Annotated in this window: 23 protein-coding genes, 1 pseudogene and 1 riboswitch; of the genes and pseudogenes, 15 read left to right on the top strand and 9 right to left on the bottom strand. The window is 44.5% G+C overall.

Annotated features, from left to right (window positions below; translation table 11 throughout):
- The first annotated feature begins 162 nt into the window (after positions 1 to 162).
- Both ACQSGY_RS07985 and mobB read left to right on the top strand, forming a co-directional pair.
- Positions 163 to 1,431 carry a molybdopterin molybdotransferase MoeA gene (locus tag ACQSGY_RS07985; protein WP_427051515.1) on the top strand — a complete coding sequence of 423 codons (1,269 nt, stop codon included), beginning with the start codon at positions 163 to 165 and terminating at the stop codon, positions 1,429 to 1,431.
- Between the two features lie 6 nt (positions 1,432 to 1,437).
- The gene (mobB, locus tag ACQSGY_RS07980; protein ID WP_427051450.1) at positions 1,438 to 2,070 is read left to right on the top strand and encodes a molybdopterin-guanine dinucleotide biosynthesis protein B; all 633 of its coding nucleotides are present in this window, start codon (positions 1,438 to 1,440) and stop codon (positions 2,068 to 2,070) included.
- A 509-nt stretch (positions 2,071 to 2,579) separates the two neighbouring features.
- Here the strand turns inward: mobB and xerS are convergent.
- Entirely contained in the window at positions 2,580 to 3,671 is a 1,092-nt protein-coding gene (gene xerS, locus ACQSGY_RS07975; RefSeq protein WP_301285622.1) for a tyrosine recombinase XerS, read from the bottom strand.
- 291 nt (positions 3,672 to 3,962) lie between these two features.
- On the opposite strand from xerS, the gene ACQSGY_RS07970 reads away from it, so the two are divergent.
- The 3 genes from ACQSGY_RS07970 (at position 3,963) to ACQSGY_RS07960 (ending at position 6,384) form a co-directional block, all read left to right on the top strand.
- Positions 3,963 to 4,451 (top strand): GNAT family N-acetyltransferase, encoded by a 489-nt coding sequence (locus ACQSGY_RS07970; protein ID WP_427051449.1) that lies wholly within the window; start codon positions 3,963 to 3,965, stop codon positions 4,449 to 4,451.
- A 59-nt stretch (positions 4,452 to 4,510) separates the two neighbouring features.
- Complete coding sequence (locus ACQSGY_RS07965) at positions 4,511 to 5,284, top strand: SDR family NAD(P)-dependent oxidoreductase (protein WP_427051448.1); 774 nt, start codon at positions 4,511 to 4,513, stop codon at positions 5,282 to 5,284.
- A gap of 209 nt (positions 5,285 to 5,493) precedes the next feature.
- Positions 5,494 to 6,384, top strand: coding sequence for an aldo/keto reductase (locus tag ACQSGY_RS07960; protein WP_427051447.1), 891 nt, complete (start codon positions 5,494 to 5,496; stop codon positions 6,382 to 6,384).
- Between the two features lie 300 nt (positions 6,385 to 6,684).
- On the opposite strand, the pseudogene ACQSGY_RS07955 reads toward ACQSGY_RS07960, so the two are convergent.
- A pseudogene (locus ACQSGY_RS07955) lies at positions 6,685 to 7,904 on the bottom strand (DUF418 domain-containing protein).
- 279 nt (positions 7,905 to 8,183) lie between these two features.
- Here ACQSGY_RS07955 and ACQSGY_RS07950 point away from each other — a divergent pair.
- The 4 genes from ACQSGY_RS07950 to ACQSGY_RS07935 are packed head-to-tail and all read left to right on the top strand — an operon-like array spanning position 8,184 to position 10,946.
- Positions 8,184 to 8,879, top strand: a complete 696-nt coding sequence (locus ACQSGY_RS07950; protein ID WP_216514463.1) for a response regulator transcription factor — start codon at positions 8,184 to 8,186, stop codon at positions 8,877 to 8,879.
- The gene (locus ACQSGY_RS07945) at positions 8,866 to 10,194 is read left to right on the top strand and encodes a histidine kinase dimerization/phospho-acceptor domain-containing protein (protein WP_427051446.1); all 1,329 of its coding nucleotides are present in this window, start codon (positions 8,866 to 8,868) and stop codon (positions 10,192 to 10,194) included. Before ACQSGY_RS07950 ends, ACQSGY_RS07945 begins: the two co-directional genes overlap by 14 nt.
- A 25-nt stretch (positions 10,195 to 10,219) precedes the next feature.
- Positions 10,220 to 10,639: a phosphate-starvation-inducible protein PsiE gene (gene psiE / locus ACQSGY_RS07940; RefSeq protein WP_427051514.1), complete on the top strand. Its 420-nt coding sequence runs from the start codon at positions 10,220 to 10,222 to the stop codon at positions 10,637 to 10,639.
- 28 nt (positions 10,640 to 10,667) lie between these two features.
- The gene (locus ACQSGY_RS07935; protein WP_427051445.1) at positions 10,668 to 10,946 is read left to right on the top strand and encodes a barstar family protein; all 279 of its coding nucleotides are present in this window, start codon (positions 10,668 to 10,670) and stop codon (positions 10,944 to 10,946) included.
- Positions 10,947 to 11,336: 390 nt separating this feature from the next.
- On the opposite strand, the gene ACQSGY_RS07930 is transcribed toward ACQSGY_RS07935, so the two are convergent.
- From ACQSGY_RS07930 to ACQSGY_RS07920, 3 genes are all read right to left on the bottom strand, one after another.
- A complete protein-coding gene (locus tag ACQSGY_RS07930; protein ID WP_216514950.1) occupies positions 11,337 to 11,978 on the bottom strand; it encodes a LysE family translocator in 642 nt (213 codons plus the stop codon).
- Between the two features lie 180 nt (positions 11,979 to 12,158).
- A complete protein-coding gene (locus tag ACQSGY_RS07925; RefSeq protein ID WP_427051444.1) occupies positions 12,159 to 12,905 on the bottom strand; it encodes a YqcI/YcgG family protein in 747 nt (248 codons plus the stop codon).
- Between the two features lie 160 nt (positions 12,906 to 13,065).
- Positions 13,066 to 13,422: an AMP-dependent synthetase and ligase gene (locus ACQSGY_RS07920; RefSeq protein WP_426332896.1), complete on the bottom strand. Its 357-nt coding sequence runs from the start codon at positions 13,420 to 13,422 to the stop codon at positions 13,066 to 13,068.
- A 136-nt stretch (positions 13,423 to 13,558) separates the two neighbouring features.
- Here ACQSGY_RS07920 and ACQSGY_RS07915 point away from each other — a divergent pair, with 136 nt between their 5' ends.
- Positions 13,559 to 15,001, top strand: a complete 1,443-nt coding sequence (locus tag ACQSGY_RS07915; protein ID WP_427051443.1) for an amino acid permease — start codon at positions 13,559 to 13,561, stop codon at positions 14,999 to 15,001.
- Between the two features lie 116 nt (positions 15,002 to 15,117).
- Here ACQSGY_RS07915 and ACQSGY_RS07910 read toward each other — a convergent pair whose 3' ends face one another.
- A complete protein-coding gene (locus ACQSGY_RS07910) occupies positions 15,118 to 15,711 on the bottom strand; it encodes a TetR/AcrR family transcriptional regulator (protein WP_427051442.1) in 594 nt (197 codons plus the stop codon).
- A gap of 198 nt (positions 15,712 to 15,909) precedes the next feature.
- Here ACQSGY_RS07910 and ACQSGY_RS07905 point away from each other — a divergent pair, with 198 nt between their 5' ends.
- The 3 genes from ACQSGY_RS07905 to ACQSGY_RS07895 are packed head-to-tail and all read left to right on the top strand — an operon-like array spanning position 15,910 to position 17,940.
- Positions 15,910 to 16,569 carry an SDR family NAD(P)-dependent oxidoreductase gene (locus ACQSGY_RS07905; protein ID WP_427051441.1) on the top strand — a complete coding sequence of 220 codons (660 nt, stop codon included), beginning with the start codon at positions 15,910 to 15,912 and terminating at the stop codon, positions 16,567 to 16,569.
- A 39-nt stretch (positions 16,570 to 16,608) separates the two neighbouring features.
- On the top strand, positions 16,609 to 17,253 hold the full coding sequence (locus tag ACQSGY_RS07900) for an NAD(P)H-binding protein (protein ID WP_427051440.1): 645 nt from the start codon (positions 16,609 to 16,611) through the stop codon (positions 17,251 to 17,253).
- A gap of 54 nt (positions 17,254 to 17,307) precedes the next feature.
- Positions 17,308 to 17,940, top strand: a complete 633-nt coding sequence (locus ACQSGY_RS07895) for a DsbA family oxidoreductase (RefSeq protein WP_427051438.1) — start codon at positions 17,308 to 17,310, stop codon at positions 17,938 to 17,940.
- Positions 17,941 to 18,071: 131 nt separating this feature from the next.
- On the opposite strand, the gene ACQSGY_RS07890 is transcribed toward ACQSGY_RS07895, so the two are convergent.
- The 3 genes from ACQSGY_RS07890 to ACQSGY_RS07880 all read right to left on the bottom strand — a co-directional run bounded on the left by ACQSGY_RS07890 (position 18,072) and on the right by ACQSGY_RS07880 (position 21,697).
- Positions 18,072 to 19,580, bottom strand: coding sequence for an amidase (locus tag ACQSGY_RS07890; protein WP_427051437.1), 1,509 nt, complete (start codon positions 19,578 to 19,580; stop codon positions 18,072 to 18,074).
- Between the two features lie 233 nt (positions 19,581 to 19,813).
- Entirely contained in the window at positions 19,814 to 20,794 is a 981-nt protein-coding gene (locus ACQSGY_RS07885) for a DMT family transporter (protein ID WP_427051435.1), read from the bottom strand.
- 147 nt (positions 20,795 to 20,941) lie between these two features.
- A riboswitch (FMN riboswitch) is annotated at positions 20,942 to 21,099 on the bottom strand.
- An 82-nt stretch (positions 21,100 to 21,181) separates the two neighbouring features.
- Positions 21,182 to 21,697: a DinB family protein gene (locus ACQSGY_RS07880; RefSeq protein ID WP_427051434.1), complete on the bottom strand. Its 516-nt coding sequence runs from the start codon at positions 21,695 to 21,697 to the stop codon at positions 21,182 to 21,184.
- Between the two features lie 147 nt (positions 21,698 to 21,844).
- On the opposite strand from ACQSGY_RS07880, the gene ACQSGY_RS07875 reads away from it, so the two are divergent.
- A complete protein-coding gene (locus tag ACQSGY_RS07875) occupies positions 21,845 to 22,414 on the top strand; it encodes a CGNR zinc finger domain-containing protein (protein WP_427051433.1) in 570 nt (189 codons plus the stop codon).
- A gap of 227 nt (positions 22,415 to 22,641) precedes the next feature.
- On the top strand, positions 22,642 to 24,015 hold the full coding sequence (locus ACQSGY_RS07870) for an amidohydrolase family protein (protein WP_427051432.1): 1,374 nt from the start codon (positions 22,642 to 22,644) through the stop codon (positions 24,013 to 24,015).
- The last annotated feature ends 317 nt before the right edge of the window (positions 24,016 to 24,332 follow it).

Raw genomic sequence — 24,332 nt, 5'->3', positions numbered from 1 at the left:
TTAACGAATGCTATTATGTGCAGTACGATCGTTTTTCATTTTGGCGTGGGATGCAGTGAGGTATCGACTTGTCATCTACACGTATTCGGGATACACTTTCTAAAATGAGATCACCACTTCAGGAGGTACTTTACAGTGAAACCAAGTTCGCATTCCTATGAGATGAGCACCGCAAAATTCCAGCGTACAGCTGTACAAGTACATGAGGCACAGGCCAGAATTGCTTCCCATGTTCCAACAGGCCGGATCGAATATGTTTCCCTTGCAGATGCGCATGGGCGCACACTGGCCAATACGATTACAGCACCACATGCATATCCTTTTTTCCGCAGATCAGGTATGGATGGCTATGCGATTCAAAGCGCAGATACTCTCCAGGCTGGAAGTGAGCATCAAGTGTGGTTACGTGTAATTGATGAGATTCCGTGCGGATACACTTCCGAACATATCATTACACCTGGAACAGCAGCCAGAATCATGACAGGGGCACAAGTGCCGGAAGGTGCGGACGCCGTAGTGATGATGGAGATGACCGAAAGCAAACAGGAGCAAGGTGAGCACTGGATTGCTTTGAAACGTCAGATTCAGGCGGGAGCGAATATTACACCGATCGGGCTTGAGGTTCAGGAGGGGCAACTGCTGCTTGAAGCGGGTACGGTAATCGGGGCAGGTGAACAGTCTGTGCTGGCGACATTCGGGGTAGCCGATGTACCTGTGTTTGAGCGCCCGAAGGTGGCAATTTTCGCAACAGGAACCGAACTGCTTGAAGTGCATGAGCCGCTGCAGCCAGGCCGGATACGGAACAGTAACAGTTATATGCTGCGTTCTCTTGTGGTTGAAGCGGGTGGAGAGCCAGTGATGTACGGAGCGATTGCCGATGATGTGAACACAGCAAGAGCCAAGCTGGAGGAAGCGATCCGCGACAATGATTTTGTTGTTACAACAGGTGGTGTGTCTGTAGGCGATTACGATATTATGGGGGAGCTTGTGCTGGAAGAGCAGATGCAGATGCTTTTTAATAAAGTCACCATGAGACCCGGAAGTGTTACTACGGCTGCTGTGTATAAGAACAAGCTGTTATTTGCATTATCAGGTAATCCGGGGGCCTGTTTTGTCGGTTTTAATCTGTTTGTTCGTCCGACTTTGCGTGCGATGCAGGCGGATGCTCAACCTTATCTGGAGGAATGGACGGCAATTCTGCAGGATGGCTACGATAAAGTCAACAATTTCACACGTTTTGTACGCGGACGTACGATCATTCGTGATGGCAAAGTCTACGCTTTACCGGCTGCTGCTCGTGTAGATGAATCCAGCGTCATGATTACGATTAAAGATAGCGATTGTCTGATTGTTGTTCCACCTGAGAAAAAAGGCATTGCCGCAGGAGAACAAGTGACCATCCTCAGGCTTCCCACCGGGCAAGCGAGGTAGCTGGCGATGATGAAGGAGAAGGGAATAGACGCTGGAATAGATGTTGGCTCACCGCACATCATTCAGGTTGTCGGGTACAAAAATACAGGTAAAACCACGATGACCGCTTCACTTATCGCTGGACTTGCCACCAAAGGATTGAAGGTTGCTGCCATCAAGCATGATGGCCATGACCATTTTGAGATGGATCAGGAGGGCACGGACTCATATCAGTTTGGTAAAGCAGGTGCAGCTGCCGTTGCTGTGATGTCGCGCAATAGAACGGCAATTCTGAAACAACAGCACACCGGCCTGGAGGACATGCTGAAGGAATTTTCTCAATATGATTGGGTTGTGGTGGAAGGGTTCAAGCAAGCTGCTTATCCCAAACTGGTGATGGTGCGACATGAGGCTGACCTCAAGCTGGTGAGCCAGCTTCAATCTGTCGTTGGCATTGTTTTTTGGTCACCGGACTTATTGGAGGAAGCCGAAAGCAGAGGGGATAAGAGTCTCTCAAGCTTCTTGTTTAATGACAAGGAGACCATTGTAGAAGCTGTGGTTCAACTGAATAGGCTGGTGGGTAAAGAGGAGGCTACAATGCAAGCTTTTAATGAAGATGATGATAAAGATATAGATAAACATGAAGATGATGGAGCTTAGAGTAGTGATTTGGGAGAATGAAGTTTTGTGTTGTAACGATCTCCAGTAACGCTATTTAAGCGATATTACACGGTTTATAATTCTAACGATCTCAGCAAACTCTATTTCGAGAGTTCAAGGTAAAAATAGGCGTTTTTGCTTTGTTTTCAATGAAATAAGCTTTCTTGAGATCGTTACAATTCGAAGCAGCGCTATTTTACTTAAATAAGCTTATCTCGAATCGTTAGGAGCATAATACGCGAGTGGAAACTTCACACTTTATGCCGAACGGGTTATGACCAGGAACGGATTATGAAAAGTAATATCAAGTTGGACGTGCCAGATCCTGTGAGTAGAAAGCAATTATTAAAATGAATTGAACGAATTAAACTGAAATTATACGTAACTATTATTATGTAAACCATCAAATTGACTGGATTGCATCATACGAAAAATTCAGGTTTCAGAGTAAACAGTAAACTGAAAGAGTAGATTGACATGTTTACGTCCTAGGCCGGAAGATTAACGCATTACGCGTTATCTTCCAGACGACGTTCAATCGCTTCAGACATCGTTTTATCGGTCAGATGAGCATAAATCTCGGTTGTTTCAGTGGAAGCATGTCCAAGCTGCTCTTTTGTTTTATAGATATCATTTTGCAAATAATAGTCTGTTGCGAAGGAATGGCGTAATTTATGCACCGTCAGGTAAGGCTTGCCAAAACATTTGGCGTATTTCATTATCATGGCCTGAATCGCGCGTTTGGTCATGCGGCTGCCTTCGGATTCTCCATTGCGTAGTGCGATAAAAAGTGCTTTTTCCCGTTTAGGGGTGCGGTAACGCGTTTGACGCAGGCTCATGTAGGTTGCGAGCTCATCTTTGGCTTGCTCCCTGAAATAAACGGGCGTTTTGAACGTTTCATCATTGTTACCTTTGCGGTAAACATAAAGCAGCTTGTTGCCCAAGTCCAGATCGTCCACATTCAGGTTGACCACTTCGGATACCCGCAGACCAGAGTTCAATATGAGGCTGGCAATACAAGCATCGCGTTCCTTGTTCAGCTCATGTGAGTATAAGGCCTGTTTGTTCTTCTGCATATCTGCCGCATACCCTTCCAGGATATAACCGATGAATTCAAGCAACTCGTCTTCTTCGAGAATTTTGCCTTTGAGTTTAGCAGCGGTGTCCTTCGGTTTATGCGTGCGCTTGATTTCGATTTTGGCCATAATGTTCCGTTTAAGCAGTGGATAGAATTCTTCATCCTCCGCAATCTGGCTTAAATAATGAAATAAGGAGCGGAGAGAGGACAGTTTACGTGAAACGGTAATTCTCGAATTCGTTCCCTCGCGTCTGGTGGTGAGATATAACCGATAGGCCGTAACGGAATCCATACGCAGCACCTCAAGTTCGGTTAAGGTCACGCTTTGATTCGAGTCAGCCTGAGACAAACCTTCTGCACGTAACCAGGTGAAAAAAGTATCATAGTCTCTTAAATATTCCAGCAGCGTGGACGGCGACAGATCGGGTAATTTATAGTCAATGAATTGCTGAACAAACCAGGGCATAGAAGGCAGCTTTTCATCCAGTTTGCGTCGGTCAATCTCTTTTTGCACGTTGGTCAAGTTCGGCACCTCCATGTGTACATGTTTTTTATCAAAAAAAATGAAAAACGTACTCCTCTATCAAGACTATTCGCTAAGAGGAAAATCTAAACCAGTCAAATGAGGCAAGCTCTATTTAGTGTACCATAATTTACATGAATCATCTGGCTTGATTTGCTTCGAGGTCACGAATGATCAGTCTTTTATGCTTTGCGAATCAGGCTCTACAGCGTTAATTTTGGCGCATTGTTGCCCTTCAACTAATAAAGCTTTACAGTTGTAAATATGCAGACACAAGAGGAGGCGGACCTAATGAATATACAGATCGAGCTGGTTCCCCGTGAACGTAGTCAGGTCATTCGGCATCTCATGCAGTTTTATTTGTATGATTTTACGAAATATCTGAATATTGATGTAGATCAGGATGGTATTTTTCCGGAGTATCCGGGTTTGGACGCTTTTTGGGTGGAAAAGGATCGCAAATTTCCTTTTCTCATTACAAGTGATGGAACACCTGCGGGTTTTGCCCTCGTAGAGAAATTAGATCCGGGAAGCAAGGATAACGATTATTATTTGACTGAGTTTTTTGTTATGCAGAAGTACAGACGGAGCGGGGTAGGGACCAGCGCAGCGTACGAATTATTCAGACGTTTTCCGGGGAGATGGAAGGTGACACAGGTACGAAACAATGTGATTGCACAGGCGTTCTGGCGTAAAATTATTGGAGATTATACCGGGGGACGTTTCCGTGAAAAGTTTCATCCCGAGCTTGGTAATCCCAGCCAGTATTTTCTGACCTGATACATATGAACCTGCGATGAAACGGTTATCGGACTATAGATAAAAGGAGCTCATAAACAATGAATGTACCGGCATTTCAACTTGATGGACAAACAGCACTGGTGACGGGTGCAGGTAGAGGCATTGGTAAAGCAATTGCCATCGGACTGGCGGAATCGGGAAGCGATGTGGTGCTTGTATCCCGTACAATGAAGGAAATTGAAGAAACAGCGGCATATATTACGGAGAAAACAGGGCGTAAAGCTCTGGCGCTAAGCGCTGATGTGACAAGCAAAGAGCAGCTGGAGGTCACATTTCAGAAGGCTATTTCCGAGATGGGGCGTATCCATATTCTTGTAAACAATGCGGGGATGAACATTCGCACACCTGCGCTGGACGTGACAGAGGAGCAGTGGGAAACCATTATGCAAACGAACCTCAAATCTGCTTTTTTTGCTTCGCAGTTGGCGGGTCAGCATATGAAGTCTTATGGAGATGGTAAAATCATTAACATTTCCTCCGTAGGAGGACATACCGCGCTTCGGACAGGCGTAGTATACGGCTCAACGAAAGCGGCTCTTATTCATATGACAAAGGTACTGGCGATGGAGTGGGGGAAATACGGCATTCGTGTGAATTCAGTTGGCCCTTGGTATTTCAGAACGCCGCTGACCGAGAAGCTGCTCGATGATGCCCGGTATTTGCAGGAGATTGTCAGCCGAACACCACTTGGCCGTGTGGGTGAGCTTCCAGAAGTGGTGGGGCCCGTTGTTTTTCTTGCTTCAGCTGCAGCGGGGTATATTACAGGACAAACCCTATTGGTGGATGGCGGGATGTCGATTTATGGTTTTTAAGGTAGAGGGGTGAGAAGGCTTAAGCTGGATATATAACCCCAAAAAAAGATAATAAAAAGTTGTGCCGCGTTGCGTATAATAGGTTAATAACATATGATAACGATGAGACAGGGACAAGTCATGAAACGATGGTGAGGTTAACGTAACTTGTATTACATGATTGCATGGATTCTGCATAGTTCACTAATTTGATATGGAGGACGATCACGATGGAGCTGCGTAATTATGGAAATACCGGGATGAAAGTTAGTACGCTTGGTTTTGGCGGATCTGAGATTCGTGATGCTTCGAGAGCCGATGTCGAACTGTTGTTAAACCATGCGCTGGACGCGGGCTTGAATGTGATTGATACGGCGGAATGTTACGGAGATAGCGAGGAGAAGATTGGTGAAGTACTGGCCCATCGCCGCGATGAATATTACCTTTTTACCAAATGTGGACATGCAGCGGGCGTAGATGGTCCAGATTGGGATGCTAAAGTGCTCGCGCAAACCATCGATCGCAGTCTCAAACGTTTGAAGACGGAATATGTGGATGTGGTGCACCTGCACAGCTGCTCGGAGGAAGTGCTACGGCAGGGTGAGGTCATCGAGGTGTTGCAGCGTGCCAAGGAGGCAGGCAAAACCCGATTTATCGGATATAGTGGGGATACAACCGATGCTTTATATGCGATTCAAACAGGTGTGTTTGACAGCCTGGAGACCTCGTTAAATATTGCAGATCAGGAAGCCATTGAATTGACTTTGCCTGAGGCACGTAAAAGAAATATGGGCATTATCGCCAAAAGACCCATTGCAAATGCGGCATGGACCTATGATTCAGTCACAGAGGAAGACTATGCTTATCACTATTGGAAGCGGTTAAAAGAGCTGCAGTATGATTTCCTGGATGAAGAAACACAGAAAGTGGTGGAAATCGCACTACGCTTCACACTGAGCACCGACGGAATCGATACTGCGATTGTAGGTACAGCCAAGCCGGATCGCTGGCAGCAGAATGCCGCATTGACGGCGAAAGGGCCGCTCCCACAGGAACAATATGATGCAATCCGAGCGCGCTGGAAGCAGGTTGCAGCCAAGGATTGGACAGGCCGGATCTGAACGGCTGGAGTGGTGCGAAACAAAGCAAACCGTATATGAACAAGTGGAAAATCCCTTTGGCAATAAGGCTAAGGGGATTTTTTTTGTTAAAACGCCAAATAACATGTTAAGTTTAAACGTCTAAAATATTACTTATTTTCAACATATGAAAAATTCACAATAATATAGCAAAAAATAATATCCGTCATAAGGAGGGCCTTTCCACCTTCTCCACCAAAAATCAAATCCAATTCAGCAAACCTATAAAGAAGAATAAGCCCCCTGAACAAAAGAGGGGGCGTGTTCGCACACTGTAACGACTTATTTGTGAATGGATGGAATGACATGAGGTCTGGAGGCGGCGGGACTTGTTTTCATACCTCCGTAAGTTAATCTGCGCCAGATCCATTCCATCGGGCCGTTCTTATAACGATTAAGCCAGAACGTACTGAAGGCGACCAGCAGGGCGTATACTGCAAAGCTAATGAACAGTACATGAATCGGCTGAACCTTCTCAGCAAGTCCAAAGCCATAACCCAGAAAAAGAATCGTACCGATAATCGAATGAAGTAAATAACAAGTTAATGACATCCGTCCTACTTGACCAAAAATCATGAGTCCACGGCGTAGAAAGGGAGCATACAGGAAGAGTATGGCAAGTGTGCTCATGTAAAACATACTTCCAGTCAATCCACTGATTTGACCTAGTACAGAGGAAAGCTCCATCATAAGTGTATTGTCAAAAGGAATAAGTGTGCCGAGCAGTGTGCTGCTCAGCGTAATGAGATAAGCGATGAAGCTAATAAGAAAAATTCGCTTCCAAGTCTGTTTTTTTGCTCCATGTTCTTAAACCATTTCATTTTGACAAAATACATACCCAGCAGAAACATAATGAACATAGAATAGACGGTAAAAAAAGAACTTGAAGCCATAAACGACATGTCAGCCCAGCGAGCACCGATGGATTGGATATAGGAAAGTCCGCTGCTGTGACTGTTCAGCGAGAAATCTGCAAAATTCAGATCAGTGGGAGCGCTGCTACTGAACGCTTTGAGGATCAAACCAAGCACGGGGGCCAGACATTGAACAACAATGAATGTGATGATCCAGCGCAGCAATGTTTGTGCTGAACGGTTGTAGAAAACAAGCAGCAGCAAACCTGCAATCGCATAATAGCTTAATATGTCACCGACCCATACAAAAGTAATGTGCAACAGACCAAAACCTAACAGAATCATCAATCTGCGGATGAAAAGCCTGTTTGGATGCGCTACTCTCTGTGCTGCTCGATCCATAAAAATCATAAATCCAACCCCGAACAGGAAAGAAAACAGCGTAATAAACTTACCTTCAACAAACCAGGAGACCAGATTATGTACCGGATCATCCGATGAAATCTCAAACCCTTTTACAGAATCGACGATGAGAAAATAGTTAACAATAATGATACCCAGCATGGCAAAGCCACGTACGATATCCAGATAATGAAGGCGTTCCTGCAGACCCATGGGCTGTCCATGGCCGTCTTTCAATAAAGTCATATCCATACTTCCTTTCTATATTATTATGATTGAAGAGGGTGTTCGGATCTGCCAGAGGCATAAGCAAGACCCTTACAATGGTAAATATAAGAAAAAAATCTTAACCATTTATGAAGGCTCCATATTTTCCTCGGAACTTGTGACAGATCAGTGTCAATTTCTCCGTTTCATAAACTGTTAAGATTTACGATGTAACCTGTAATGAATACCTGTCGTATTGACGAAATATAGTCAGGACACACAATCAATTGCATCATCAAGAGCATGAGGTGAGAAAGTATGAGCCATAGAGTATTAGTCGTAGAGGATGATCGGGATATCGGGGATCTGCTCCAAGAATCGCTTAGAAGAGCAGGGTATGAGGTGTTAAGAGCAACAGATGGGGGAACGGCTCTGCAATTCGTGGACAGTTCACTAGGACTGGTTATTCTGGATATCATGATGCCTGGTATGTCGGGCATTGATACTTGCAAGCAGATTCGAAGGACATCCAATGTGCCTATATTATTCCTGACAGCCAGATCAAGCGTATTGGACAAAACGGAAGGGCTTTTAGCTGGTGGTGACGACTATATGAGCAAACCGTTTTCGGAAGAGGAGCTGCATGCCAGGGTCATTGCACAGTTAAGAAGATATACCGTATATCAGGAAAAAACGGATCGTGAGGAGACTTTTCATGTTGCGGGCAAATTGCGAGTGAGTGATCAGTTTAATGAAGTGTGGAAGGAGAGCGAGCAGCTCAGGCTGTCTGATCTGGAATATCGCATACTCAAATTGTTGATGAGCAAACGAAGCAAAATATTTTCCGCACAAAATATATACGAAAGCGTGTGGGGCCAGCCTTATTTTTATTGCTCTAATAACACAGTGATGGTTCATATTCGCAAGCTGCGCGCAAAAATTGAGGATGATCCGGCACAACCGGTTTATATACTAACAGAATGGGGAAGAGGCTACCGCTTTGGCACATCGTAAATTTACATTGAATCAAAAACTGGCTTTACTGATTGTGGTGGCTGCCTTCGCAAGTGGTATCGTTTTTCTGACCCTGCAAAAGATCAGTAATGACTTAATCGACAGTTATATGAACTCTGACGAGTATTATCAAGAGACATCTGCACGATATATTAAGCGGTTCAGCCAGTATGTTTCATTGAATGAGCTGGCTTCGACGGATCGGAAAGCTTTTGGCGAGTGGGTGCGCAAGGAAAACTACATTATGCTTACGATCTTTAAAGACCAATTGCTGCAATATGACTCCAATTACACGACTGCAGATGAAGCAGCGTACGGAAAAGAAAAGGTCAATCAATACGTGCAGAATCACTCACATCCGGTTGAATTCAGTGATGGTGAAGGGAGAGTTATCATTGATGGCTTTTACTCTTCTCGCTACTATGACCTGGCCTTTACAGCAGAATTGATCGGGGCTACCCTTATCTTTTTAACAGTTGTTTTACTTGGCATTCGCCGCAGAGTTCGTTATTTGAGGCAAATCAATCAGGAGATTCACATGCTGGAGGGCGGAGAACTGGACTACCGGATGACGGTCAGAGGGCATGATGAAATCGCGCTGATTGCCGAAAGCATCGAAGAATTGCGTAAAGCTTTTCTGGACAAGCTTTTGGCTATTGAGAAGCTGCAAGCAGAGAGCAGAAGCCTGGTTACAGAAATGTCGCATGATATGCGTACACCGCTGACTTCGTTGATCATGTATCTGGAGTTCGCCAAGCAAGAGGATTTTCCGATCGTAACAGATCAAGGACGTTATATTGCGAGTGCATATGGAAAAGCTTTGCAGCTAAAGACGTTATCCGATAATCTTTTCGATTATTTCCTGCTGGATAAAGAACATGCGGCCGATCTGGAAAGTGTTGCGGTCAAGGAAGTGATCTACGATCTGATCTCGGATCAGATGTCGATTCTTCACCAGGAGCAATTTCGAGTCTGTATTACGGGGGAGCTGCCAGATACGTTTATTGATGTAAATATGGAGGAACTGGGCCGTGTATTCGATAATATCATGTCCAATCTGTTGAAATATGCGGATCGGCAGGAAACGGTTAATATCACCTTTGGTTCTGATCGGGAAAAATTCGAGATTCATATCAGTAATACAATTAAAGCAACAGACAGCACCACTGAAAGCACTCGTCTTGGTGAACGAAGCATAGCTAGGATGATGTCGCGGATGCAGGGGCAATTCTATAGCTCACAGGACAATACGATCTATAAGACCGTGCTTCGTTTCTGGAATACCCGGATTCAGCTTGCTGAAAAGACACCATGAAAAAATGAATACAGGAGCAAAAATGATGAAGATTCCTTTCCAATTCCAGAAAGTTCCACAGCTGTTACAAGGTTTATTAAACTTTTGTCTTTTCTTTCTCGCCATAGCTTTGAGCGTACTTCTAATCAGTGAGACGTGGTACATTGTGACCTTCGTATATAAGTCCTTGTTTAACAGAGCGGACAGTTATTATGAAATGTTGTCCGAATTGCTTGTATTTTTCTTATACTTCGAGTTCATCGCGTTAATTATCAAATACTTCAAGTCCGGTTTTCATTTTCCGCTCCGTTACTTTATTTACATTGGCATTACAGCCGTCATTCGATTAATCATCGTTGATTATGATGATGCACTCAAAACATTCTGGTGGTCTATCGCCATCCTGGTCATGATTGCTGCGCTCTTTATTGCCAATCGGCGAAAAACGGTAGGAGAACATGACTAGAATTGAATAACATCAGAGGACAAACGCTATGAACAAGATTACTATTCAGGGTTGCGACATAACCACACGGGAAGAGCTGTACAACGTTTTTCATCGACAGCTTGGTCTGGAGAAATTGTATTTCGAAAATTTGGATACATTACGAGATGGGTTAATGTGGAATGTTCCGGTGCCAATAACAGTAGAATGGACACATTATACCGTCTGCAGATATGCTCTTGGTGCTTATGCCGATCAAGTATTAAATGTGTTCTATGAAGTGCAGGAACAGTTGGAGGAACTATTTACTTTTCGACTGAAATTTTAGCATTAGATTATACTGGAAAATAATAATCAACGAAAAGGCAACGTCGAGTTGAAAAGACGTTGCCTTTTTTCAATTGTATGCAGTTTGTTTATACTATTTCAATATATGAAAAATTCACAATAATAGAGCAATCATCTCCTTTGCTTCTTCACACCAAAAAGAAACTACAGCTCTCCATATATTCAGAAAACTCGTATAAAGGAAGTCTCACACTCAAAGGCCAGAGTCAACCTCCATTTATCCACTGCTCAGCTTAGCTTCATTCGGAAGTAACCAAAATGAAAGGACTGCTTCTTTCAAGATGAAAGAGCAGCCCCTCTGAATAAACTATGTACAAACAATGTGAGATTTGTAAAAGCAATGAGACATACAAGAGCGAAAAGGGATGTTTTAAATATACTGCCAGACGGCCATGACAAACTTGTACAAAAAGTAGAAGGAAAAACCGATCAACAGCACGCCTGCCAGGCTGGATACGAGCTGAATCATTCGCGAGCTCATCATTTTACGTGTAACGGACACGATGGAGAGCAGTCCCAGATCATGAAGTAAAATGCCGCATAAAATGCCGATTGCCGCGATCATAAAGCTGAGCTGACCCGTGGATTGATAGGAATCCGATAAAACTGTACCGAAAACAGAAATCCAAAAAATGAGATTACCCGGGGAGACAGCGACAAATAAACCGTTCCGATAGGTGCGCCAGAAGGATGCATTGGTTTTGCCTGTCTTATCCGCTGCACTGTTCAGAGGAAGATCGGAGTGACGGATGGAATCGTAGCCTAGATAGGCAAGAACTCCTGCACCCGCAAGCCATAGCGGTATCTGTATGTAGGGAAGCGATAGCAGGGAAGCAAAACCAAAGTACATAGCCAGGATTAAAGCGGTATCCACGGTCATACCACCCAGACCTACAGCCCATCCATGTGTAAATCCATTTCTTAATCCCTGCTTGGTCATCTCAACGGTGATTGCTCCGACAGGCATGGCAACAGCCAAACCAATAAGAATGAACTTGATATAGATTTCCATAGTCATACCCTTTCCAGTGAGATGAGCTGACGAAAAGAAAGCTTGTCCAACAGTTAAAAGATAATGACTGTTTAAATAGCTAGTAAAAGATACAAGCTCTCCCCATGCCATCGGCTGGTATACAGCTTATTCAGGGAAGAGCTTGTTTAGAATACCAGAATACCTGACTTACGAAGGATATTATTCTTTTTCCTGCTGCTGAAGGGATCGCAGAAAAGGGCATTTAGTGGGAGCCGTATCATCGTCGCGAAGAAAATACTGTTTGTACTCCAGATTTCCCTCGGCTCCGTATTGCTTCAATTCCCGATGTGCGGGAACTGTATCGTACGTAGCGAGACGAGCACGAATTCTAGGCCCGATTGCCGCAGCTCGCTGCGGCTGCTCATTCCACAAATCAAGTACCCAGCGCGGGGTCATAGCCAGCATAAAGTATGGAAAATGTCTGCTTTGTCTCGCAGCATGTGCTGGTGTACCACAATACACAAAGTAACGTTCGTCGTTGTAACAAAATTCCCACAGCGGATTTTCGGGGTCTTCTGGAATGTCTTCTGGCCAAGGTGTGTTGTCCATGCTTCGAAGCTCACTTAACAGATTCCAAAACGACATTTCATAAGTAAGAACATCCTGGATATGCTCCTCTTGCTCGAAAAAGATGACCAGTGATGAGTAATCTCCGAATGTACGTGAAGAAACTCCGTATTCATGCACTATACGAGATAGCTGCTCAGCCGGGGTTGCTTTGCCGGATCGGGTTATAAATCCATAGCGCAGGTGGCCTAATGCATATGCCTGTGTGGCAGGAATGCATGGAAACCGGGCTTCCCGGTCACTCATCTTCTTGGAGAAAAGATGGTGAGCATCTTTTTTCCAGAGATCAAGAGCGTCTCCGTTATGTTCGATGTCAGCAGTAGAAAACAACAGTTGCATCAACAGTCCTCCTTTTACTTACAGGATATCGGCCCGGAAGGAAATTGGTGACTGTCCGTTGCATAGGGAGCTCTTTTTCAATTGGAGCAGCAAATATAACAAAAAAAGAGCCCGATTTTCGGGCTCTTGCTTTGGCATAACCAGTACAGTATGCAGAGATTTATTGGCGATGCTGATTTGAAAAGCTGCCGAAAGACTGGCCTTGACCTTGAATCGAAATGTTAGGTGTGTTGTACGGTTGGTCGATGTATGAACTCTGTTGTGAAGAAGTGTTCGCAAGCTGCTGAGCCAGGTTGGCAATTTGCTGCAGCTGTTGAATGGCAGTCTGATGGCCTTGAAGTGCCGTCTGAATGATATGAGCTGCTTGCTGCTCGCGCTGAGCCAGCTGTTCAAGCTGTTGGGCATTGCTTTGCTCTTGTCTCAATAGTTGTTGATACTGCATGGAAGCTTGTTGTGTTTGCTGTGTTAACTGTTGAGCGAGCTGTGTAATCTGTTGTGTCTGAGAGAATTGATTCATGAGTGGTTCCTCCTATGTGTTTGAATTTACCTGTATATTATGATGTTAGATTTTTAGAAATATTCAGGGAGATGTTTTGGTCTAAAAAGGGCAGGCTACCTGTAATGATTAAATTACATCGGAAAGGATTGACGAAATGTCACAGGGCTCAACCAATTCCACAGCAGAAAAGAAACTGAAATGGTGGCAGCTCAGTTTGTTAGGTGTAGCGGGTACCATAGGAACCGGATATTTTCTGGGCTCAAGTCTGGCGATTTCAATTGGCGGTCCAGCTGTACTAATCGCTTATGCTCTGGCCGCTGTAGGTACATATATCGTTTTTGATGCTTTGGCACGCATGACCTCCAAGCAACCAGAGCAAGGCTCGTTTCGTTCCTACGCCAAGAAAGCGTTCGGGAGCTGGGCTGGATTTGCCAGTGGCTGGGTCTATTGGTTTTCCGAATTGCTTATTATGGGGAGTCAGTTAACGGCGTTATCTATATTTTCACGTTTCTGGTTCCCGGCAGTTCCTTTGTGGATTTTCGCTGCAGGCTTCGGGCTGGTTGGATTATGTATTGTTTTCTTTGGAAACAAGGGTTTCGATCGGGTGGAGAATGTACTGGCTATCATTAAAATTGCGGCGATTATTATGTTTTTAGTTCTTGCTGTCGCTTTGCTCGCCGGCTGGATTGGTGGTACAAAGTATGCTCATAAAGTGCCTATGGACATGGCTTCTATTTTTCCTAAAGGAGGTCTGGGATTGTGGTCCGCATTTCTGTTTGCGTTTTATGCTTATGGTGGAATCGAAGTGCTGGGTATTATGTCATATCGACTAGAGAAACCGGAAGATGCACCAAAGGCGGGCAAAGTCATGCTTACTGCCCTGTCTATTGTATATATAGTATCCATCGGACTCGCACTTACGATGGTTCCATTAAGCGCGTTTAATCCTAAGGAAAGTCCATTTGTGCTTGCACTAAGCAGTGATCATCTCGCCTTTGTACCACACGTGTTCAATGGGGTGTTGATTGTTGCCGGATTTTCCACAATGACAGCATCGCTCTATGCGGTAACGTCCATGATGATTACACTTGCACAGGAGAGTGATGCTCCACAGATATTTTCACGGAAATGGAAGGACAAATATCCCCTTTTTGCACTTTCTTTGATTGGGTGCGGTTTGATCGGAACGATTATTATGTCACTTCTTTTACCCGGAAAAGTATACGAATATATAACTACAGCTGCAGGGTTAATGCTGATGTATAACTGGCTGTTCATCCTGCTTTCTTCAGCTCGCTTATTGGAATCACGAACGTTGGACGTACTCAAACGGTGGACAGGTCTTGTATTAATCAGCTCGGCTGTAATAGGAACACTGTTTCACAGCCTGAGTCGGCCCGGTTTTTTTATCAGCTTGCTATTGGTTTGCCTGATTGGCATAAGTGATTTCATCGTGCAGAAAATGCGAAAGAAAAAGGGGATGCCAGAAGGTACCTGTCAACAAGATATGAATAACCCGGTAGAGGACAATGTTCATGCACAAGGCACTCGCTTTCATATCACAGGGCTTCGAAAGCAAAGAAGCAAAATAAAGTGAAGCTTCTATACGGGCAGATATTATAAGGTCTACGCGGAGAACAGAACAGGAGCCCTCATTCGAGGGCTCCTGTTCTGTTCTATCTCCCCAGCTATTGTTCGTAAGCAAGGATCACTTTAATCATCGATTGAAATACCTGCGGCTTTTAAGTGTCCATGAGTTAGAATTTTTCCGAATTGAGAAGCGAGTTCATTTGGAGTATACGAAAAATCATTTTTAACCCACCATATTACAATGCCCATAAAAGTAGATGCGATGTATTGGAGCAATAAGTCCTTTGAAATCTTCAGGGGCGTATCATGCAAGCCATCTTCCACTGTATTTTTTATAATTTTCTCCATTTTTGATTGAAAACCATATATTCTATTCTCATCCAGTAACAGTGCTTTGTAAAAGGGAATATTGTCCTTAATTTTCTCAAGTATGGTTTGCATTAATTGTTCAAGCATAGTGCCGCTTATAGGAGATTTGCTGCTTGAACAAAGATTGAGTGTATTATTTAATTCTTCTAATAATTCGTCCATAGATACATTTAACAAATCGGGTTTGTTCTGATAATGAAGGTAAAATGTATTTCGGTTAATCATCGCTTTATCAGCTATATCTTGAATCGTAATCCCTTCATATCCCTTTTCATGAAGAAGTTCTATAAACGCCTTTTTTATCGAATGTTTGGAGCGAAGGATACGCAAATCGGTTTTTTTGTTCATTATGACTCCGTTCCCTTAACTTTTTTTGTTAGATATACGACATTTGGACTCAAACTGTATTTTATCTCTCAAAATCAAAATTATTAAACATTGAAGGCCGACCTTTTATTAATCATAATAAACAAAAGATAAATATACAACACGTTGACCATTATTTATCTTACTGATAATTAACTCTAATTAAAGGGGAGATTTTAAATGAAAACGATAGCGATTGTTGGAGCAGGAGCAGGTTTAGGAATGTCCATTGCAAAGAAATTCGGACAAAATGGCTTTCGCGTAGCGCTTATTGCTCGAAATGAAGAAAAGTTGAACCAACTGGTTATTGAATTAGAACAATTGGGAATCGAAGCTGCTTCATTTCAAGCGGACATATTGAATAAAGAACAAATTGAGAAGGCATTTGCTGCTGTTAAAGAGAAGTACGGATTTATTGATGTTCTTGAGTACAGTCCAACGCCGAGCTTTGACTCAGTAGCGCCAACATTAGATGTAACTGAAGAAAATGCGTTATACCAATTTCAATATAATGTTTTAGGTGCTTTATCGAGTGTTAAACAAGTACTTCCGGATATGTTGGATAAGCAAAGCGGTGCTCTGTTATTTACAACTGGAGGTGCTTCAGTCCACCCGGTTCCAAGGATGGGTAACGTCGGAATTGCGATCTCAGGACTTCGTAATTATATCTTTAATTTGAACAGCGAATTAGCTGACAATGGAGTTTATGCAGGTCACCTTTCGATCGGAATCTGGATGCAACCGAATTCAGGAGTTCAGGATAAAATCGCTGATATTTGGTACGACATGTACACCAAAAGAGACAGAGTAGAAGAGTTTATAACTGAAGATAAAGTGTGAGTTGAATAATATATTTTAAAGGAGATACAAGAGAAAAATATGAATATCACTATTTTTGGTGCAAGTGGTGCAATTGGACAGCTTGTAACACAACTAGCTTTAGATCACGGAGATTTCGTTACGGCATACGTTAGAAACCCCCAAAAAATCAGCCTTAAACATCCAAATTTGAGTCTTGTACAAGGGGAACTTTCAAATAGCTCAACCATCGAGAAGGCCGTTGATGAATCCGATGTCGTAATCAGCACATTGGGGCCAGGATCCGATATGTCACGAAAGCTTAAAGGCACGCCGATTGCTGACGGACACGAACTGATCATTAAGGCTATGAAGAAACATAACAAAAAAAGGTTCATTACACTTGCGACGCCAGCTTTGCAATCCGATGACGATAAGAAAAATGTGTCCACGATACTTCCAGGTGTTTTAGCCAAAGTACTCCTTCCAAACGGATATGCAGAAATGAAGAAAATGGAAGGAATGATTAAGAAATCGAATCTGGATTGGACAGTCGTTCGAATTATTAATCCCAATGTTAAATACACAGGGCAGTCTTATGGCTATTACTTCGGAGATCAATCGGCTAAAATGTCTGTTTCTAGGGAAAATGTTGCTAAATTCATGTACTCTGCAGCTCGTGACAACGCATTGATTAGGAAAATGCCTATTATTTATAACAAATAATAGGGGTAAAAATGCAACATTCAACTATTAGTGGTTAGTGAAGGAGGATTCAAAATGAAAATCGAGATATGGTCGGATTATGTTTGTCCATTTTGTTATATTGGGAAACGACGATTAGAGTCTGCACTGGAGCAATTCGGCCATCAGGATGAGGTGGTTATCGAATACAAAAGCTTTGAACTTAATCCGCAAACATCCATGTACTCAGGCAAAAGTATGCATCAAATACTATCTGAGAAACATGGTATGAGTATCGAGCAAGCGAAAAAGGCACATGCTGAACTTGAACAACAAGCAGCAATGATGGGGCTCGTGTATAATATCGACGAAATAAAGCCCACCAATATGTTTGATGCGCATCGTTTAACCCAGTATGCCAAATCTATGGGTAAAGATCAGGAATTAGCAGAGAAGCTGTTCTATTCTTATTACACGGATGCCAAGCTAATTAGCGATCATGATACTTTAGCAGATATTGCAGAATCAGTTGGAATGAATAGGGACGAATCCATGGCCGTTCTCCATGATTCATCCCAATATGCTGGCGATGTGCGTTCAGATGAAGCCACCGCAAAACAATTAGGGATCACAGGAGCACCTTTCTTTGTCATTGATAGAAAATACGCGATATCCGGCGCACAACCAACAGAAGTATTTCTAAAAGCTCTTAACCAAGCATCGCAATAAGCAATAAAGACTACATCATAATTATTATGTAAACCAATATATATTTTCTGAGCACAGTGCCGCCGAGAGAGTTTCAAAAAGAGCAAAAAAGCCAGCAGAATCTGCTGGCAAGATCGGGATTTGTCCAAGTTTTAAGTATTGCTTGAGCCAGGAAACATCGGATTTCCCTTCATTCCAATCCACAGTTCCGATGTCTCCAGCTGTCCGGCCAGATGTAATAACCAGTCTTCACGGCCTTTGGTCGCCATCACCTGAACGCCCATCGGCAGCCCTTCTGCAGTTAAATGCAGTGGAAGACTTATGGCGGGCTGCCCTGTTAAATTCGCGAGCTGCGTGAACGGGGTGTAAGTAAGACTTGGCTCGAACATATCATAGATCAGCTCTTGCTGTGCTGTTTTGTCGAGATCACTGACAGCCATTAATTGCTGGATCCGCTCTGCGTGTGGTGTTAGTTCTCCAACTTGTGGAGCGGCAAAGGCATTAACAGGGGAGATGTAAAAGTCATACCGTTCAAACAGCGTGGACATCTGCGCAGCAGCTACGTCCCATTCTGCCAGGCTATGTACGAATTCGGCAGCAGACACTTTTTTACCGGCCTCGGCCAGTACCCAGGATTCAATCTCCATATCCCCGGCAGTAAGTGCACGGCCCATGTTATGTTCCATAGACGAGATCATGGCGGCCATCTCGCCGCTGTTCATCATATAATAGTTTTCCATGAGCCGCACGCCGTTGACTGGACTGAGCTTCTCTTCGACATGATGACCCTGAGCTTCAAGAAAACGAACAAGCTTCATGACGGCTTCTTTGGCATCTTCGCTGACAGGTGTGCCTACAGGAGAGTCCACTGTATAGGCGATTCGCCAAGTCCGTTGATGCGGATAATTCATATCCGCCAGATAACTGCCCGGGAATAACGGGGCATGAAATGCAGCTTCCGGCTGGAGAATCTGCAGCGTATCCAGCAGGGCAGCACTGTCTCGCACGGAGCGGGATAATGCAAAATCAATGGAAGCCCCTTGCCACTGTCTTCCGATACCCGGTCCAACCGGGGTACGCCCGCGTGTAGGTTTTAGTCCGAACAAACCGCTGAACGAAGCCGGAATGCGGATTGAACCTCCGCCATCGCTTGCGCCGGCAAGAGGTACAATGCCTGAAGCTACAGCGGCTGCGGCCCCGCCGCTTGAGCCGCCTGGCGAATGATTCACATTCCACGGATTGCGCGAGGGTCCGTGCAGCCGGGGCTCTGTTATATTTTTTAACCCGAATTCCGGAGTGTTGGTATGACCAATAACAATAAAGCCAGCCTGCTGCAAACGAGTTACAAAGTTGGAGCTTCGCTTGGCGCGATGCTCGCTGAACAGGCGTGAACCAGAGGTGAGAATTTCACCTTCCAGCGCTTGAGAGATGTCTTTTAATAGCAAGGGTACACCAGCAAAGGGCTGTTCCCCTGGCCGAACTGCACCGGCTTCCTGCCGGGCACGGGTTTCATATGTACGAATGACTGCATTCAGCTGCGGATTCACTTCCTCCAGACGCGCGAAGGCGGCTTCGAGCATTTCCACGGGAGATACCTGACGGGAGCGAATCATTTCAGCCAGCCCGATAGCATCGTAAGCAGTATATGTGAATGAAGACATGGGTTATCGTTCCTCTCTAATTCTGGATCATGTATTTTAACGGGCACACGATATATTCGTGTTCCATATCTCATCGTACCACCCCAAAGAACAAAAGACAAAACAAGCTGTAACGATAGAAAAGCACGGTTCCCCTTGAAGGTGAAGCCGTGCTTTCGTTGAGTTGTATTCATCGCGTTTTAGTAACATGCGGCACAATGCGATGGGGAGATGTAAATTCGGTTTTGTAAAGGTTACTCTGTACGTAATTTTGGTGCAGCATCAGCAATCGGTACTGAACGCTCACGCTGTTTGGAGATGGCAAACAGGGCAATCCAGATCAGGATAAAACCGATTAATTGTTCCCATGTTACCAGTGTACGGAAAGCAATCCAGTTCACAAGCACACCAGCCATAGGGAAGCTGAGTTCTGCGAGTGTTGCAACAGAAGCTTTGGTTGATGACAAGCCTTTGTAATATAGAAGCAGACTAAGCAAACCGGGCAGCAAAGCCTGACCAAGAATATTGAGAATAACAGCAGTTTGTGCACCAGCACCGGCTGGTAGTGTCCACGGTGCGCCTTCATTCCAGGTCATCAAGATCAGGAGTGGAAGTGCAACGACAAAGCGAAGGGCGGTCACTGTTTCATACCGAGCTTGCCCCAGCATCAGACGACCCATGACGGTTGAACCGCCCCACAACGCTGCCGCACCCAGAGAGAGCAGGCTGCCTGCATGAATCCAGTTATCCCAGTTGCCCAATGGCAAGGAAAAGCCAAATGTAAGCAGATATGTTCCTGCAAGTGCAATAATGAACAGGCCGCCGAAATGACGCGGCAATGTTTCTTTCAATAACACTTTGGCGAGTACAATCGCAAAGAGTGGCTGCATTTTTTGCAGTAACAATACGGTGTTGGGATCGTTATGAGTCAGAGCTAAAGTAAACAATACCGTTGCGAGTGCCGAGCCACCCCAGGAGATAAAAATAACAGCGATCCAGTGACGTGCGCGAAGCTGCTTGAGATCATCACGGAATTTCCATAGTACCGGAAGTGCAACCAGACTCACGATAATGTGTTCTACAAGCACAATCTGAGTAGAGGTCATTGTTTCAAGCAAAAGGATACGGAATAACGGGTCTACACCCCAGAGGGCCGCACCCAGTACGACAAGCCAAAAGCCGGTGTTGCTTCGTTCCTTGCGATAAAGCGTTGATGCAGTTGATGTGTTTTCCATATTCAGGACTCCTTCGTCAGAACACGGAATCTTCAGTTGGCAAAATCGACAAAATCCCCCGTCCTTGGTGTACACCAAATAAACGGGGGATCATTCAAAGACAAGACGTCAGGGAAAAAGACTCCCAAGAAACAGGCCTGTCATTGTGTTGATCTTCTCTCATCCGGACTGTACCGTCGGCCTTGGAGTCTCACCAAGTCAGTCGCTGGAAGTCATCACAAGCACAAACAGCGAGTCGCGGGCTGGTTCTATCAAATAAGAACATCACCGCCGGTTGGGAATTGCACCCTACCCCGAAGATCCTATTCAATTCATTAGTATATTGAACAAGTTGTAACCTTATGAAGTTCATCTTATTCCTGAAAGCGCTAGCAGTTCAAGTGTTTTTTAGAAAACAATACTCCAGCAGCCCTGTTGTCTGCGTAACTGCACAATTTGCCCTGCATGATAAGCATCGTGCAGAACCCACCGGGCAAGGGTTTGAGCCCAGTTTTGTTCGGAATCCATATAAGCTTCTTCGAGTTTAGCTTCCTGCAATGTAGCAAGGGTATCGCGCAACTGCTCAGCCAGTTTAGTAGTGTGCTCCATCAGCTTGCTCCAACCGGCTTCGTTCAATGGATCACCGGAAATACCAAATGTAGCTACGTTAGAATCAGCAGCAGGCATAGATGGAGTTTTATCCTGAAGACGATCCAAGATCCGTTGGTTGTAGTAGTACATATGATTGACGAGCTGCCAAATGCTTAGTCCTCCTGAAGGAGGAATCCAGGCTGCTTGCTCTGCGGTCAGCCCTTCAAGAGCCTTCGACAAGGGGACAATCCAGTTACACTGATCCCAGGTATCTTCCTTTTGAATAAGTAATACATCTAATGCGGTTGTAACAGACTTCATATTCAATTTCATTCCTCTCTTGTCAGACTCATTTCGTTTTTGCTTCATCGTGCTTGTAACTAGCTAATATGGTTTGAAATGGTTACAATTAATATAACACAATTCGAAGAGGGGTAACCATCTTTTTGATTTTAGACAGTTACATATGCGGAGGTATGTATGGACAGATTATGGACTGATTTTGTGAACAGTGATTATCATGACTGGCGTGGTGGGGACCGATCAGAAGACAGGCTGGGGAAAGCAAGCTGGCAGCAGGATTTTTTGAATCGTTGGAAATTAGAAGCGACGGTACCCGCCTCGAGTGCAGAGGAATCCGCGATGAGAAGTTTTAGAGATGAATTACAGGCTCTGGCTATTCGCATTTCTGCTGGAGGTCTGTTAACGGATAAGGACCAAGCGTGGTTAAATGACCGGATGCAGGCAGGTGGGGTAACCAGACGACTGATCTCACAAGAAGAAGGACTGGATGTTGTGCTGGTTCCGATGCATGCTCATTGGCAGCAGGTAATCGCAGAAGTGGCCGCTGATTTTGCCATGACATTATTAAAGGGAGAAGGACAGCGCATTCGAAGCTGCGACAATCCGGACTGCCGCTGGATCTTCTACGATGATACCCGGAGCAGAACACAGAAATATTGTGATGACAAAATGTGCGGTAATCTTATGAAGGTTAGACGGTTTCGGGCTAAACGAAAAAAGAAATCTAGTGAGGAATCTGGTGAGTAAAAAATGAAATTTAACCCGGTAGATTTACCTTGTACGATCAGTAAGCACCAACAGAGTAAAAGTGAGCTGTACCAGAATTGATAAATATTAACACTTCATATATAATGGTTATATACTAGCGAAAATATAGTCATAAGTAAAAAGAAATGAAGCAATGCGATTCAGATCAGTTCACAAACCACTATGTCAGATCATTTTACAAACCAGTATGATGGGAGAGATGTCACATGGGGACAGGTTATCTTTTGAAAAACGGTTGTGTATTATCGATGGATGCTCGTATTGGCCAGTATAACAGGGCGGATGTACTTATTCAGGATTCTGTCATTGCAGCAATTCAGCCTGATATGGAGTTGCCAGGGCCCGAGGTTGAGGTGATCGATGCTTCAGACATGATTATTATGCCTGGGCTGGTGGATACACATCGGCATATGTGGGAATCGCTCGTCAAAACAACGGGTACTAACTGGTCGCTGCCGGTGTATTTGCAAAATTTGTATTATGGAGCTATGGGAAGCAAGCTTCGGCCGCAGGACAGCTACGTTGCCAACCTGCTCGGTTCGTTGGAAGCGCTTAACGCCGGAGTCACTACAGTACTGGATTGGAGCATGCCCTATTCGCCTGAGCATACAGATGAATTGATTCGGGGACTGCAGGATTCAGGCATTCGTGCCGTTTTTGCTCATGGTGTACCGGGAGAGACAGAATATTGGAATCGGGAGAGCAAGCTTTCGTATCCAGAGAATGTCAGAGCGGTGAAGGAACGTTATTTTTCTTCAAAAGATCAACTGCTCACATATGGTCTCGCCATTCGCGGCCCGGAATTCAGTCACTGGGATACCACGGTGCAGGATATTCGGCTTGCGGAAGAGCTGGATGCAATTTGTTCCATGCATGTCGGGTTTGGCAGCTGGGGCTCAGCAGATCGTTCGATCAGCCGAATGTATGAGGCAGGACTACTTAGTCCACGAATCAATGTGGTTCATGGCAATACAATGGGCATGGATGAATTTAAAATGCTTGCAGACAGTGGGGCCTCCTTGTCGGTTACCCCTGAAGTCGAGATGATGATGGGGCATGGTTATCCGGCTACAGGATATTTTCTCGAACATGGCGGTACACCAACCCTTGGGGTCGATGTGGTGACTTCGACAGGTGGAGATATGTTCTCGCAGATGAAGTTTGCGCTGCAAGCAGAACGTTCCAGAACGAATGAGTCACTGCTGGCGCAGGGAGAAATGCCCGGGGAATTAAGTCTGCAAGCAAGTCAGGTGCTGCGCTTTGCAACTTCGGCGGGTGCGCAGGCGTTAGGGCTGGAGCAGAAAACAGGTTCACTAACACCGGGAAAAGAAGCGGATTTGATTATGATTCGCACGACAGACCTGAACCTGTTCCCTGTGCATGATCCGATTGGTGCTGTTGTGCAATTCGCGAATCCGTCCAATGTGGATACGGTCTTTGTTGCCGGAAAACCGGTGAAGCGGGGTGGCAAGCTGCTGCATGTGGATCTGGACTCCATTCGTAGCAAAGCGATGCAGAGTAAGGAATATTTGTTGACGCAGTATCGAATGTCCGATGCGGAACGGGTTGTTTTTTCATAAAAGAACTGACATAAAATTAAGCAAAAGGGCCGTTAATTTACAAAGCGGCTCTTTCTCATCTTATCTTTCTTCTCTGATCAATTATTCGTACATGGTTTTCACCGTTTAATTGGGGTTGGATCAAGCTATGTTGACAAATATAACGCTTTCCACTAAGATAGCCATATAAGTTAATAATGAATATAATCAGGATTGTTACTGATCAGCAGGCAAGACCGATTGATAATGCAAACATGCAGAAAGAACTATGCTACATGTGTGCATAATTAATGGTCTTTTTTTTGTTGCTAAATTCTGTTAACGTTTCATTTTAAAAG

This window comes from Paenibacillus sp. TC-CSREp1 (assembly GCF_050171015.1).
GTDB classification, from domain to species: Bacteria; Bacillota; Bacilli; order Paenibacillales; family Paenibacillaceae; genus Paenibacillus; species Paenibacillus silvae.
Note: the sequence above shows the minus strand (reverse complement) of the source record. Positions and strands in the feature narration are given on the sequence as shown.

What these genes read in the sequence shown, in the direction of transcription:
- ACQSGY_RS07950 (WP_216514463.1), top strand. Translation starts at nt 8,184, where the DNA reads ATGAGCCATAGAGTATTAGTCGTAGAGGATGATCGGGATATCGGGGAT.
- ACQSGY_RS07965 (WP_427051448.1), top strand. Translation starts at nt 4,511, where the DNA reads ATGAATGTACCGGCATTTCAACTTGATGGACAAACAGCACTGGTGACG.
- ACQSGY_RS07890 (WP_427051437.1), bottom strand. Translation starts at nt 19,580, where the DNA reads ATGTCTTCATTCACATATACTGCTTACGATGCTATCGGGCTGGCTGAA.
- ACQSGY_RS07910 (WP_427051442.1), bottom strand. Translation starts at nt 15,711, where the DNA reads ATGAACAAAAAAACCGATTTGCGTATCCTTCGCTCCAAACATTCGATA.
- ACQSGY_RS07935 (WP_427051445.1), top strand. Translation starts at nt 10,668, where the DNA reads ATGAACAAGATTACTATTCAGGGTTGCGACATAACCACACGGGAAGAG.
- ACQSGY_RS07960 (WP_427051447.1), top strand. Translation starts at nt 5,494, where the DNA reads ATGGAGCTGCGTAATTATGGAAATACCGGGATGAAAGTTAGTACGCTT.
- ACQSGY_RS07885 (WP_427051435.1), bottom strand. Translation starts at nt 20,794, where the DNA reads ATGGAAAACACATCAACTGCATCAACGCTTTATCGCAAGGAACGAAGC.
- ACQSGY_RS07880 (WP_427051434.1), bottom strand. Translation starts at nt 21,697, where the DNA reads ATGAAATTGAATATGAAGTCTGTTACAACCGCATTAGATGTATTACTT.
- ACQSGY_RS07875 (WP_427051433.1), top strand. Translation starts at nt 21,845, where the DNA reads ATGGACAGATTATGGACTGATTTTGTGAACAGTGATTATCATGACTGG.
- ACQSGY_RS07905 (WP_427051441.1), top strand. Translation starts at nt 15,910, where the DNA reads ATGAAAACGATAGCGATTGTTGGAGCAGGAGCAGGTTTAGGAATGTCC.
- ACQSGY_RS07970 (WP_427051449.1), top strand. Translation starts at nt 3,963, where the DNA reads ATGAATATACAGATCGAGCTGGTTCCCCGTGAACGTAGTCAGGTCATT.
- ACQSGY_RS07870 (WP_427051432.1), top strand. Translation starts at nt 22,642, where the DNA reads ATGGGGACAGGTTATCTTTTGAAAAACGGTTGTGTATTATCGATGGAT.
- mobB (WP_427051450.1), top strand. Translation starts at nt 1,438, where the DNA reads ATGATGAAGGAGAAGGGAATAGACGCTGGAATAGATGTTGGCTCACCG.
- ACQSGY_RS07985 (WP_427051515.1), top strand. Translation starts at nt 163, where the DNA reads ATGAGCACCGCAAAATTCCAGCGTACAGCTGTACAAGTACATGAGGCA.
- ACQSGY_RS07900 (WP_427051440.1), top strand. Translation starts at nt 16,609, where the DNA reads ATGAATATCACTATTTTTGGTGCAAGTGGTGCAATTGGACAGCTTGTA.
- ACQSGY_RS07915 (WP_427051443.1), top strand. Translation starts at nt 13,559, where the DNA reads ATGTCACAGGGCTCAACCAATTCCACAGCAGAAAAGAAACTGAAATGG.
- ACQSGY_RS07920 (WP_426332896.1), bottom strand. Translation starts at nt 13,422, where the DNA reads ATGAATCAATTCTCTCAGACACAACAGATTACACAGCTCGCTCAACAG.
- ACQSGY_RS07925 (WP_427051444.1), bottom strand. Translation starts at nt 12,905, where the DNA reads ATGCAACTGTTGTTTTCTACTGCTGACATCGAACATAACGGAGACGCT.
- ACQSGY_RS07895 (WP_427051438.1), top strand. Translation starts at nt 17,308, where the DNA reads ATGAAAATCGAGATATGGTCGGATTATGTTTGTCCATTTTGTTATATT.
- ACQSGY_RS07930 (WP_216514950.1), bottom strand. Translation starts at nt 11,978, where the DNA reads ATGGAAATCTATATCAAGTTCATTCTTATTGGTTTGGCTGTTGCCATG.
- psiE (WP_427051514.1), top strand. Translation starts at nt 10,220, where the DNA reads ATGAAGATTCCTTTCCAATTCCAGAAAGTTCCACAGCTGTTACAAGGT.